Annotated in this window: 11 protein-coding genes and 1 tRNA gene; 1 reads left to right on the top strand and 11 read right to left on the bottom strand. The window is 25.3% G+C overall.

Annotated features, from left to right (window positions below; genetic code table 11):
- Positions 1-15 precede the first annotated feature (15 nt).
- From ACZ5CK_RS09770 to recJ, 10 genes are all read right to left on the bottom strand, one after another.
- A complete protein-coding gene (locus ACZ5CK_RS09770; RefSeq protein ID WP_464581621.1) occupies positions 16-1,785 on the bottom strand; it encodes a tetratricopeptide repeat protein in 1,770 nt (589 codons plus the stop codon).
- A complete protein-coding gene (locus ACZ5CK_RS09765) occupies positions 1,785-2,048 on the bottom strand; it encodes an EscU/YscU/HrcU family type III secretion system export apparatus switch protein (RefSeq protein ID WP_464581620.1) in 264 nt (87 codons plus the stop codon). Before ACZ5CK_RS09765 ends, ACZ5CK_RS09770 begins: the two co-directional genes overlap by 1 nt.
- On the bottom strand, positions 2,041-3,204 hold the full coding sequence (locus tag ACZ5CK_RS09760) for a hypothetical protein (RefSeq protein ID WP_464581619.1): 1,164 nt from the start codon (positions 3,202-3,204) through the stop codon (positions 2,041-2,043). The genes ACZ5CK_RS09765 and ACZ5CK_RS09760 overlap by 8 nt, the downstream gene beginning before the upstream one ends.
- 90 nt (positions 3,205-3,294) lie before the next feature.
- On the bottom strand, positions 3,295-4,119 hold the full coding sequence (ylqF, locus tag ACZ5CK_RS09755) for a ribosome biogenesis GTPase YlqF (RefSeq protein WP_464581618.1): 825 nt from the start codon (positions 4,117-4,119) through the stop codon (positions 3,295-3,297).
- 62 nt (positions 4,120-4,181) lie between these two features.
- Positions 4,182-4,256: transfer RNA gene (locus ACZ5CK_RS09750), tRNA-Arg, on the bottom strand.
- 94 nt (positions 4,257-4,350) lie between these two features.
- Positions 4,351-5,154 carry a 16S rRNA (adenine(1518)-N(6)/adenine(1519)-N(6))-dimethyltransferase RsmA gene (rsmA, locus tag ACZ5CK_RS09745; RefSeq protein WP_464581617.1) on the bottom strand — a complete coding sequence of 268 codons (804 nt, stop codon included), beginning with the start codon at positions 5,152-5,154 and terminating at the stop codon, positions 4,351-4,353.
- Between the two features lie 165 nt (positions 5,155-5,319).
- Entirely contained in the window at positions 5,320-6,300 is a 981-nt protein-coding gene (locus tag ACZ5CK_RS09740; RefSeq protein ID WP_464581616.1) for an AI-2E family transporter, read from the bottom strand.
- A complete protein-coding gene (ruvX, locus tag ACZ5CK_RS09735) occupies positions 6,301-6,972 on the bottom strand; it encodes a Holliday junction resolvase RuvX (protein WP_464581615.1) in 672 nt (223 codons plus the stop codon).
- Entirely contained in the window at positions 6,969-7,214 is a 246-nt protein-coding gene (locus ACZ5CK_RS09730) for a hypothetical protein (RefSeq protein WP_464581614.1), read from the bottom strand. Before ACZ5CK_RS09730 ends, ruvX begins: the two co-directional genes overlap by 4 nt.
- A 1-nt stretch (position 7,215) precedes the next feature.
- Entirely contained in the window at positions 7,216-10,344 is a 3,129-nt protein-coding gene (gene recJ / locus ACZ5CK_RS09725) for a single-stranded-DNA-specific exonuclease RecJ (RefSeq protein ID WP_464581613.1), read from the bottom strand.
- A gap of 282 nt (positions 10,345-10,626) precedes the next feature.
- On the opposite strand from recJ, the gene ACZ5CK_RS09720 reads away from it, so the two are divergent.
- On the top strand, positions 10,627-11,832 hold the full coding sequence (locus tag ACZ5CK_RS09720) for a transporter family protein (protein ID WP_464581612.1): 1,206 nt from the start codon (positions 10,627-10,629) through the stop codon (positions 11,830-11,832).
- Between the two features lie 50 nt (positions 11,833-11,882).
- On the opposite strand, the gene ACZ5CK_RS09715 is transcribed toward ACZ5CK_RS09720, so the two are convergent.
- A complete protein-coding gene (locus tag ACZ5CK_RS09715) occupies positions 11,883-12,728 on the bottom strand; it encodes a carbohydrate ABC transporter permease (protein WP_464581611.1) in 846 nt (281 codons plus the stop codon).
- Between the last annotated feature and the right edge of the window lies 1 nt (position 12,729).

The following is a 12,729-nucleotide window of genomic DNA, read 5'->3' as shown; positions in this document are numbered from 1 at the left end:
ATCCTCCCCAATATGTTATTTTAATACTTTTATAAGGTCATCAAGATATTTTGCCCATAATAAAATTTTTTTAATTCGACTATCTTCAAAATGTGATGAATTTAGTTCATTTAATGTTGGTTGAATATGCATGTATGATAGAATAATTTTTATAATATCTTCTAAATTAGTTAAATTATATTCAAGTAATTCATCAAAATCTATTAAATTGATTTCATAATCAGAAATTACTCTAGCAAGTTCAAAGTGCAAATCTTTCATTTCTTCAATAATATCATTTACAAATACATCTAAAGAACTAAAATTTCCAAATACTCTGTCTTGATAATATCTTAATAAGAATCTTGAAATTAAAATACCTTTACCATCTTTCCATATGAAATTTGCTAATAAAGTAGAAACCCTTTCAGATAATCCATAATCAATACCGCTTAATAGATAAGCATTTAATAATAGTTCAATCCCATCAACCACTTCATTTACATCATCTTTTATAATATTTATTATGTCTATGTTATTTTTCTTTAAATTTCTATATAATCCTAACTTATCTATATCTCCAAAGTCATTAAATGATTCTATTAAGGCTTCAGTATAGTTTTTATCAGTATGAGTTTCAAGGTAATCAATATAGCTATCAATATTATCGATTATTAAATGTATATTTCCGTATATTCCATAATTGTATAGTTCTAAAGATATTTTTTTTGCTAATTCTATGTTGTCATTTGATAATAATGAGAACATATAAAAAGTTTTTGCAGAGATTTCAAATTCTGTATTTTTCAATAAAGTATAGTATTTTTTGGTTTCTTCTATATCTCCTATAATAGCAGCAAGTTTTACTAATAATAACAATATTAATTCTTTATTTTCTTCTGATGATATTTCAAGTGCTTTTTTAGCAGTTTCAAAAGCCTTTAGATATTCACCTATATTTCTATATGAAATAGCTAATTCATGAAGGATATAATCTTCTTCATGAATTTTTGCAGCTTTTTCAAGACGTTTGGTGGCTTCTCTGTGTCTTCCCAATTTAGCGTATGTATAGGCTATATTATAAAGCAATTCATAATTTTCAGGATCTTTAGCTAAACCTTTTTCTTGGATTTGTAAAGCATCTTCAAATCTTTGAAGTTGATTAAAAATAATGCCTAACCTCACATAGGCAGCGGCAAAATTAGGATCCTTTTTTAATATTTCATTTAATTCATCAATAGCTTCTGAAAATAGGCCATTTTCAATATAGATATCTGCAATTTTTAAATGAGGAATTACAAATTCTGGGTTTAGTTCAATAGCATTTTTAAATGCTTCTAATGCTTCTTCATATATTTTGCGTTCAAACATCAAATTACCAAGTTCAAAGTGACCTAAATAAAAATTAGGATTTTTTACAATAGCCTCTTTTAATTCCAATTCTGCTAATTCATCTTGATCGCTTTTTTTTAGTAATAATGCTCTATAAAAATTAAATCTATAATCCTCACCACCAAGTTTTTTTGCTTTATTTAAATATAAATTTGCATTTTCAAAATCATTATTATTTAAAGCCTTTTTAAATGCTTCATAATAAAAATATACTAAATAACTTTTATAATAGTCGTCTTTTGAAATTTTATATTGAGCTTCTAATCCTCTTAAAATGATGTCTAATGGCAATTTGTTTTTATCAGTGATTTTTTTCATATCTTCCACTAAAACGGGCATTTTTATTGGCAAATTATATAACTTGGCATATTCAGGTTTTAAATCAAGATACACTATAGCATATTTTAAACCCATTATTTTTCCTCCTTTTTTTCATTTAGTTTCAATGTATAAGCAATTATTTTAGCAACAATAAAATACATATCTTCAGGAATATCTGAAGGTATATCCAGAGAATAAAGTTCATTTATAACTTTCGTATTTTTTAATATAGGAATGTTATTTTCTTTAGCAATTTCAATAATTTTATCAGCTATTTTTCCTACTCCCTTTGCAATTACAGATGGAACATCATTACGAAGTTCTTTGTATTTTATTGCGACAACTTTTTTATCCATATAATCCCTTCTTATTTAACTCAAAATTATTTTCTATAGAGTTTATTTGTAATCCTTCTATTTTCATTCCATCTTCTTGTATACTATTGATTAATTCGGATATATTATTCTTAAAAAAATCTAAATTGTTTTCAACAAAAAAGTTTAATGATACAGTTTTTTCTTTTTTATAGATAATAGTATTAATCAGGCCAAAATTATTAGAGATAAAAGAAAAGGATATTCTATTTATTTTTTCTTTTTTATTTCCTTCATATCTTATTTCATTATCGACGTTTAAAAAAATAGGAATTCCAAATAATTGAAAAAATATAAAGTTTGGTTCTTGAAATACTTCAAATTGAGAAAAAGTTTTATATGTGTTAATTATTTTATGTAAACTTGTTTTTTCTCTAATATGTTCAATATTAAAATTTTTTTTATTAATATAGGAATCTTTTTTTAAATACTTTTCTTTTTCAGTATTTAAATTTTCTATATTTTTTTTCTGTTTTGATATTGAATTTTTTTCTACATGATTTTTATTATTAATATTTGAAATATTTTTTCTTGTAGAGACAGAATTTTCTAAATTTTTATTATCATTATGCTGAATATTTTTTTGATTTTCATTCTTTAAAATATTTTCTAAATTTTTATTTTTCTTATTGTCTATATAGGTTTTTTCTATTAAATTCTCTATAATTTGAGCGCTATCCTTAGGTGCTGGTATTTTTAAATTTTTGTTTTCGATTATACTTTTTGCAATTTCTTTTATAAAAGTTTTTATGAAATTATTTATGCTTTTTTTATTTATTGATTTATCAAAATAATTTGAAGATAAATTTTCTAATTTAATATTTTTAATAAACTTTCCCAACCAGGTTAAAAAATTTTTTATTTGTGGCGTTTTGATGTTTCCATTTAATATCATATCAGTGTTTTCATTAAGTAAATTAAATTTGATAAGATTTTTATTTTCTGAGTAATTAATGATTTCTATTAATGCTTTTGCTTGAGTTAAAGGAGAATTATTATTTTCTTTTTCAGTAATAATATTTATATAATCCCCACTTTTTAAATTTTTTGGTAATGATTTTTTAGGATTTTCAATTATAATTTTTTTATTAGAATCAATTTTCAATTGTATAATATCATCATCTATTGCCTCAATCATGGCAAGTAATGTTTTTGTATTTTTACTTTTTACTAAATCTTTTAAAATACCAATATTAAAAAAATTAATTCCGTTTAAAATATTTTCTCCTCACTTTAAGATATCATAATCTTCTGGATAATCGTATACAACTTTACCATATTTTCCATCAGATAGTTCCTTTAAAAATGTATTTATTGCTCTCTCTATATCATAGTTATTTCCCGAAGTGATAAAATTTCTTTTTTTTGCAAACAGATTAAGAAATTCAGGATATTCTTCAGGCATATAATCACTTTTTAAAGCATTTTTAATTATATTAGGATACATTTCTTTAAAAAAGTTAAAACCATATTCAATTGCAAATTCTTTTTCATCTTCTTCAGGTTTTAAAGAACCAATTAATATTAATTTATATAATATTTTTTTATTATATATTTCGCTATATAGGATACCAGGTGTATCTAATAACATAAATTGATCATTTACACTTATCCATTGAAGACCTCTAGTAACTCCAGGTGTATTTCCTACTCTTAAAGCTTTCTTTCCTTTAATACTATTTATTAACGTTGATTTTCCAACATTGGGTATTCCAGCAACCATAACTCTTAATTCGCTAAATTTTTTAGGAAAAGATTTATAAACAACTTTAGTTAAAAAGCTTCTAACACTTACTTTTTTTAAGGATGTTTTTAAAACTTTATATCCCTTAGTTTTATAATAGTTTTTCCAGAAGGATAATTTACTTTCATCTGCAATATCAACTTTATTAAAAACTATTATTCTTTCTTTATTCATAAATAAATTATCGTATTCATATGCTCTACTGGCATATGGTGCACGAGCATCTACTAATTCTAATATTCCCTGTACCGTTTTTAAATAGGTTTTAATTTTTCCTTTTGCTTTTTTAATATGACCAGGATACCACATTTTGTTCACCTCATAAACAAGATTTATATAACAAAAAATCCGGGAGGTTCCCGGATTGTTGCTGGTGCCCCCAGGAGGAATCGAACCTCCATTTGCGGATTAGGAATCCGCCGTTCTATCCGTTGAACTATGAGGGCGTGATTGATATTTTTAGGACTAAGTATATTTTAACAAAAAATGATTATAAAATCAATAAAGAAATTATAAATAGAAAATTAAAGAATATATATTCTATTTATTATAAGATTTAGAAATGTTAAAGAGATTTATAAATTGATCTATGTTGATGTTTTCTGGACGAGTTTTGGAATCGATATTGCATTTTTTTAATATTTCTTCAGTTTTGTCACCAAAAAGTTGTTTCAAGTTATTTTTTATTGTTTTTCTTCGCTGCGAAAAAGATATGTGTATAAATTTGAAGAATTTATTTTTATCAATATCAGGAATATTTTCCTTTGGAGTTAATTTGATAACTACAGAGTCTATTTTTGGATTTGGGATAAAAGCGTGTGGTGGAACAGTTATCAATTTTTCAACATCACAGAAAAATTGTACAAATATACTTAAAGGACTATAATTCTTTCCGGATTTTGCAAGCATTCTGTCGCCATATTCTTTTTGAACCATTAATGTAGCTAATTGAAAGTTCGGAGTTTCTAAAAAAATTTTTTCCAAAATAGGCGATGTAATGTAATATGGGATGTTTGCGACATATTTAGGTTTTTCAAAATTGGATAAATCTGCTTTTAAAAAATCAATAAATTGAATATTTACATTATTATAATTTTGAAATCTTTCTTCTAACAATGGTTTGAGTCTCTGATCTATTTCAAATGCAAAAATTTTTGCACCTGTTTTTGCCAATGATTCTGTTAATGTTCCTGCTCCAGGACCTATTTCAATTACAGTATCTTCACTGGTAATTCCAGATTTTTGAACGATTTTTTTTGCGTATACCTCTGTTGCAAGAAAATTTTGACCAAGACTTTTCTTTAAATAAATATTATATTTTTTTAGCCAATCACTTGTTTTCATAAAATTCTCCCTTCAGTTTGACAAAATAAAAAAAATATTGTATAATTTCGAAAAAAGAAAATAATAGCAAATAAATATAATTAATTGCAAATAATGAACAAAAATAACGTTTTTTGAAATTCCCCCTGCTTAACATTTAGCAGCCAAGTGGCTGCTTTTTTTGTTTTATGTATTTTTGAGATATTTAATAATATACATGTCCCACAAATTTCTGAATACTATTAATAAAGGAACGGTTATTAGAACTCCGACTACTCCAAATGTTTGAGCAAATATAAACATAGAAACTAATATTAAAAACCAATTTAAATTAACCTTTCCACCAGATATTCTTGGAGATAAAATCCATGTTTCTATTTGATTAGCAACGATTAATATAATTATACCCTTTATTATACCCATTAATCCAAAGTTTGTAAAACCTAATAGAATTAAAGGAAATGCAGTAATAAACACACCTAAATATGGTATAAAATCTGTAATGCCAGCTAAAATTCCTAAGAAAATAGAATATGGAAATCCTAAAATTAAAGCTAAAAACCAGGTAATTATGCCTACAAATAAAGCAGTTATCATTTGCCCAGAAACAAATTTTTTTAAATCATCATAAGTTTTCATTAAAAACTTTTTAGTATATTTAAGTTCTGAATTAGGAAAAAATTTATCAATTGATTTCCATAATCTTTTACTTGCAATAGCCATATATCCAGAAGCGACTATCAGTAATAGAGCAACAGTAATATAATTAGACAAATTAGAGGCTAGATAACCAGCTAATTGTATTATTATATTATTTAAATATTTTCCAGCAGTATCTAATAATGTATTAACAACATCTCCAGTTTTTCCTGGAATAGTAGTAAAATTAATACCTTTTAATACATCAAAAGCTTTAGTACTTTCTTCTATGGTTATAGGAATTAAATTGTAAAAAGCATATACTATTGCACCATAAAAAATTAATGAAGCCAATGGAACTGTTATTTTTCTTGATATTTTTATTTTTTCAAGGTAAGACGCAATTACATCTATTAAAATAGTAAAGAATAAGGCAATAACCAAACTCCCTACAATAGTAGGGAATACTTTTAACAAAATTAAGGATATTATTAGATATGAAAGTATAAACCAAAATGATTTAGACATTTAATCACCTACAACTATAATTTTTTGAAACGTGATGTTAGATTCATCTAATTTATTATCTTTTGTTATTAAAACATCATATGAGTTTTTCAAATCATCAAATAAAGTTGTAGACCTTTTATTTCTTTTAAAATACCACCAAAAAACATAAGGATTTTTTGCTAGAATATCTGATTTATTATATATATTACTATTTTTTATGATAATATCGTTAATTAAGATAGAATTATATTCGATGTTTTCTAATTTATATGGCTTTTTTTCTTCTAGTTTAATACTTGAATAAGGATTATCAAGAAATCTTTGTAAGATAAGCAAAGCACTGTTTTGATCTTTATTTTTTTTAGCTTTTTTAGCGTTTAAAAAATTTTTTGTCATAGAAAAACTTCTTTGAGTGGTTAATCTTTCATCTATTAATAAAATATCAGTATTAAAAAGATTTTTTAATTTTAAACAAAAATCTATTGTTTCATATGTTTGCTTGGAATATCTTCCAGACATAGAAATTGGAAGGCCGACAATAAAAATATCACCATTTTTATATAATTTTTTCAAATAATTAATTAAATTTTCAGTCTTTACAGTATCTTTAATAGTAGCTACTTTTAAAACAGAATCACTAATTGATATACCGGTTTTACTTAGGCCATAATCAATACCAATGTAATTCAAAATTTTAACATCTCCTCAATAATATCAGGATTAGCTTTTTGGATTTCATATTTTATATCCATTTTTTCTAAAATTTCTTTTGTTTTGGATTCATCATCTTCTGATATAGCGATAATTGGAAATCCGCCAAGTGGGAAAAACTTAGAAAAAATTTTATTTTTTCTAAGTTTATCTAGAACTTTTACCATATATTTTTGTTCAAGTTTAATGTATAAATTTAAATCTTTAGTTGTTTTTTTCATTTTATTTAACCTCCGCAATTTGATTGTTTAATAATGAAATCAGACTTCTTGATTTGAAATTTGAAAAAAATCTTATAGCGTTTTTAAGTATCCATTTATCTAATATGCTTTCTTTTGACTTAACATTTTTATGTATCAGATCCAATCTAAAGTCATCCACAGTTTTTAAACCAGTAGAAGTGTTAATTACTATGCCAGAATTAATTAATTCGTCTATAGCATTTTTAACAAAGTCAATATCATTATTGAAAAACTCTTTAGCTATTAAATTTGTGTTTATTAAATCAGTTTCTTCAATTATTTCGTATATCTTTTTTAATACTTCATGTGAAGGATAATTTCTGGAAAAATCATACATGAATTTTGTTGCAAAATCGGTATTATAAGCCATTACAAATATAATATTGTCCTTTTTATTATGTGGCCATGAAGAAACAAGATCTAATAATTCTAATCGTGTTTTTGGAACGTCATATAACATAATTATTGAGTTTCTGTCTTTTTGTTCTAAGGATATTCCATCATTAGCGAACTCAGAGATTAATATTCTGGATGGTCCTTTTTTATTTAATTCTCTTATATTTATTTTTTCAAAAAATGTATGAATATGTGAGTAATACAAAATATAATCTTCTGAATATTCGTATGTAGAGGATATATATGATTTTAAATTTTTATAAAGATTAACATCATTAACAATAATATTCAGATTTTTAGAATTATATAGATAATCTTTTATTAGTTTAAGTTTATTAGAATTTATTTCTTTTACTACTTCAAATGAGGGAACATTAGCATTTACATTTGCAACACGGTATCCGCTTAACTTAAGAAATTCTTTTATACTTTCATCATAAAAAGTTCCCAATATACTTACCTCATATTGTTTCGTTCTAATTATCTTCCTGAGATGTATATATTCTGGAATATTAGATATAGTTGGATGTAAAAATGAATAAATTGGTTCATCAATTAATAATTTTTTTGAGAAATCATTTAATCTTTGTATATTTTGTATGTAAGCAGGAACAGTAATTAAGATAACTTTTTTACTTTTCAATATTGTATTTTCAATTTTAGCTTTTTTGTTGTAATAAATATAATCTGATGAAATATACTGATTTATTATTTTATAAGTGTAATCCAATAATAAGTGAGAAGCTCCAATAATTATTAGCTTTTCTCCACTTGAAATTGTATTTTTAATTTTTTCTATAAGAAGTGTATTTTTAATTTTTAAAGGTGCAAAAATAGCATTTCTATTTTGTTCAATCATGTCTAATAATATTTTGTATTTATAGTTAGTTAAATGGTGAACATTGTCTTTTGCGTGTAGTGAAACTAAAATATTTCCTAAATTTCCTTTTTCAGTTAAAGAATCTCCAATAAACTCTATATCTTTAATATAAAATTTTAAAATCTTTTGATTATTATAAAAAGTTCTTTCTATTCTAAAATTCCCTACTAAATTACATTTTGAATTATTCATCATGTTATCTTTTTTATTATTTAAAACACCATATCCGACAACCTCAAATATCATACCCTTTTCACTTTTAGCAACACCTGCTAGATTCTCTTCTTCAGCTCCGAAAACTTTTACTTTATCCAATGTAACATTTTTTATTAAAAATGTTGGTTCTGGATTTTGATAACCAAAAGGTTCCAAAAGCATTATATCATCAAAAAATGTACTCCATAAATTTTCTATTTCCATATCTATTTCAATTTCTGATTCAGGCTCTTTATCTCCATATATGTTTTCATAAATTTTATTTATTTCGTCTCTTAAATATTCAATTTTTTCAGAATCTATTGTAAAACCAGCAGCTAACTCATGACCACCATATTCTTTAAAAAAATCTTCATGTTCTTTAGAGATGTTTTTCATTAATTCAATTAAACTAATTCCTTGAGGACTTCTTGCCGAGCCTTTTCCAGTGTTATCTTCAGAAGTAGTGGATACCAGTAATACAGGTTTATTAAATTTATTAGATAATTTGGAAGCTACTATGCCTAATACTCCCAGATGCCAATCTTTTCCGCTTAAAACAATAACTTTTTTGTCATGGTAGTCTGGATTAACATCCATTAAACTTAAAGCGGACTTATATATACGTCTTTCATGTTTCTGCCTTTCCGAGTTAAGATCCAATAATTGTTTTACTTTTTTTTGTAAATTCTTATTTTCTTGGGTCATTAATAATTCAAAAGCTTTCATAGCATCTGCCATTCTGCCAGCAGCATTAATTTTTGGTGCTATCTTGTAAGCAACAATGTATGATTTAACATCTTCAGGTATAACCCCTATTTCTTTCATTAAATATTTTAATGCAGGATTAGGATTATTTCTTAATTTATCAAGACCTTTTTTCACAAAATATCTATTTTCTTCTCTTAAAGGGACAATGTCTGCTATTGTTCCTAATGCAACTAAATCTATTAACGAAAATGGATCAAAGGTCTTATTATTTAATGTTTTGTGAATGGCAAGAAGTACTTTGAAAGCAACACCTACACCAGAAAGCCCCTTGAAAGGATATAGATCATCTTTTCTTTTCGGATTTATTATTGCATCGGCATTAGGTAGAATTTCTTGTGGTTCATGATGGTCAGTGATAATAATTTTCATGCCTTTTTCTTTAGCATGATTTATTTCATTTAAGGATGTTGTTCCGCAATCAACAGTAATAATATTCTTAAAGCCTTTATCATATAATTCATCAATAGCTTCAATATTTAAGCTATATCCTTCATCTATTCTATTTGGAATGTAGGCCTCAACGCTCCATCCTAAAGCTTTAAACCCTTTAAACAAAACCGATGCAGCAGTTACTCCGTCTGCATCATAATCACCATATACGACGATTTTTTCGTTGTTTTTTTTAATATCAAGCAGTAAATCAACAGCTTTATCCATATCTTTTAAAAGGAATGGATCAATAATAGAAGATTCATCAGGATATAAAAATTCTATAATATCTTCTTTGGTTTTTAATCTACGAACAATAAGCAACTTTATCAAAAATTCGGACAATCCTGTTTCATTAGCAAGTTTTCTTGCAAGTTTTAAATTTTCTGCAAATAAAGGATTATCCGAGTCCCAAAAGACCCTCCAATTCTTTTTCAAAATATTCTCTCCTCTCTTATTTATTTTTTTTTATTTTGTTATAATTATACAAAATTTTTGCTATAAATAATATTAGGAATATATTCCATTAATTTTAATTTAACGTTAATTGATTATTATTTGCTGTTAGAGCTAATAATGAATATTACAAAAAATAAATTTTAATTAAAAAAACAATTATATGGAAAATTTTGTATCAGAAAAATAGCTTTTTTCTAATTATTTTTATATTTTATGTTATAATAATTTGTGTATGAAAAAATGAAATATGGGGGTGGAATTATGAAAAAAATTTTAATTGTATTTTTATTACTCATTTCGTTAGTGATTTTTGCAGAAGATAGTAGAAAAACACTTCTTATTTATTCTAAAGGATATTCAACACTTTCGAATAAATTAGAACATAGATTAAAAGAAAGATTATTGGAAATGGGAAAATATAGATTAGTAGAAAGAGATTTAAATGTTTTAAATGAGGTAGAAAGAGTTTTAAGTGGAGTAACTAATAAAAAAGACTTTGAGTTTAAACATCTTGCAGCGGATTATATTGTTTATGTGGAAGTAATTGATGCAGATTCAAGAAGAAAAGAAGATGATGATGGAAATGTTTGGTATGAATATGAGATAGAAGGAGCATATAGACTTATAGATGTACAAACAAGTCAGATTTTAGAAATAAAAACAATAGATGCTGTTGGTTCTTATAATGTAACTAAATTTGTTAGTGAAGATGAAGCAAGAGAAAATGCAAAAGATGAAGCAATAAATTATCTCGTATCTTCTTTAGTTTATAGGATGAATAAATTATTTTTAATTTCAGCAAATATAGTAAATGTTGAAAATAACATGGTTTTAATTGACGCAGGAAGAAATATGGGAATTTATAAAGGAATGATGTTTTCTTTTGCTAAAATATACACTGTAAATAACGATATTTATAGAAAGAAAGACGGGAAGCTTATAGTAAAGGATTTATCTCAGAATTCAGCAATATTGGAAATTTTAGAAAAGCCAAAATTTGATATTAATAAAGATTTAAAAGTAATAGAAAATCCGGACTTATCTCCAATAAGGGCTCATTTTTCATTAAGTGGAGGAATGTTATTAAGTGGCAACTATTTATTTAGAATGGATTTTATGGGGGATAATTACAAAGGTTTTAGTTTTGGAACTTACTTAGATTTCTCTTTTGGATTAGATGACCCCAGCTTTTCTACAGGAGTTTATTTAGGATATATGAAAAAATTTGGTAAAATAATGCCTCAATTTGGTGTGGATTTATATATGTCATCTTTGATGAATTATGATACTGAATATGCAACAAATATAGGTGTTGGGATTAGCCCGAATATTGGAATTGAATTTTTGATAACGGATAATTTTGGTATTACAATGAATGGTGGGTATAGAATTGAAAGTAATATAGAAGGAGATTATATACCATTGAATGAACCATTTGCAAGAATTGGAATAGATATATTATTTTAGAAAATGAAATATAAAAAAAAAATGCTGCAAGATATTCTTGCAACATTTTTTTATCCTTTAAGCCCAGAACTAACAAGACTTTTGACAAATAGATTTTGTATAGCAAAGAAAATTAATAATGTAGGTACAAGAGCAATAATGGTTCCAGCCATAATTATTCCCCAATTATTAGCGGCATCAGAACTAATTAACATTTTAATACCAATTTGAACAGTTTTCATTTTATCATCCATTGTTACAATTAAAGGCCATAAATATAAATTCCATGCATAAACAAAGTTAATTAAAGCAGCACCGCCAAGCATGGATTTTGATAGAGGCAATAAAATTTTCCAGAAATATTGCATAGATGTTGCTCCATCAATTTTAGCAGCATCACTTAATTCTTTTGGAATAGTCATAAAATGTTGCCTCATTAAAAAAGCATTTGTTGCACTGGCTGTAAAAGGTAAAATTAAAGCATAATAAGTGTTAATCCAATTAAATTCTTTCATAATCAAAAACAAAGGAAGTATCATAACAGTTTCTGCAGGTAAAAATAAAGTAATAAATAAGATTATAAAAGATAAATTTTTTCCTTTAAATTGGAAGTTTGCAAAAGCATATCCTGCTAATGTTCCGGTAATTAGTTTCCCAAATGTAATGAAAAAAGCTATTATAGCAGAATTTAATAACATTCGACTAAGATTTACTAATCTTAAAGCTTCAGCATAATTTTGCCAATGAAATGTGCTTGGAAACAGTTTTGGTGGAAATGTGTAAACTTCTGTATAAGTCATGAAGCTCATACTAAATGCTAGTAAAACAGGAGCCATGACTATTAATGATATGGTAATTAATATTATTTCAGAAAGAACTAAGTTTGTTTTTTTTCGTTTGGAAATACTCGAAGCCATT

Source organism: Marinitoga okinawensis, from assembly GCF_055387075.1.
The sequence above is the reverse complement of the archived record's forward strand: the minus strand, read 5'-3'. Positions and strand labels throughout refer to the sequence as shown.

Bases quoted from the DNA above. Each gene is read 5' to 3' on its own strand.
- rsmA (WP_464581617.1), bottom strand. From the start codon at position 5,154: ATGAAAACAAGTGATTGGCTAAAAAAATATAATATTTATTTAAAGAAA.
- ACZ5CK_RS09715 (WP_464581611.1), bottom strand. From the start codon at position 12,728: ATGGCTTCGAGTATTTCCAAACGAAAAAAAACAAACTTAGTTCTTTCT.
- ACZ5CK_RS09770 (WP_464581621.1), bottom strand. From the start codon at position 1,785: ATGGGTTTAAAATATGCTATAGTGTATCTTGATTTAAAACCTGAATAT.
- ACZ5CK_RS09720 (WP_464581612.1), top strand. From the start codon at position 10,627: ATGAAAAAAATTTTAATTGTATTTTTATTACTCATTTCGTTAGTGATT.
- ACZ5CK_RS09730 (WP_464581614.1), bottom strand. From the start codon at position 7,214: ATGAAAAAAACAACTAAAGATTTAAATTTATACATTAAACTTGAACAA.
- ACZ5CK_RS09760 (WP_464581619.1), bottom strand. From the start codon at position 3,204: ATGATTGAGGCAATAGATGATGATATTATACAATTGAAAATTGATTCT.
- ACZ5CK_RS09765 (WP_464581620.1), bottom strand. From the start codon at position 2,048: ATGGATAAAAAAGTTGTCGCAATAAAATACAAAGAACTTCGTAATGAT.
- ylqF (WP_464581618.1), bottom strand. From the start codon at position 4,119: ATGTGGTATCCTGGTCATATTAAAAAAGCAAAAGGAAAAATTAAAACC.
- ACZ5CK_RS09740 (WP_464581616.1), bottom strand. From the start codon at position 6,300: ATGTCTAAATCATTTTGGTTTATACTTTCATATCTAATAATATCCTTA.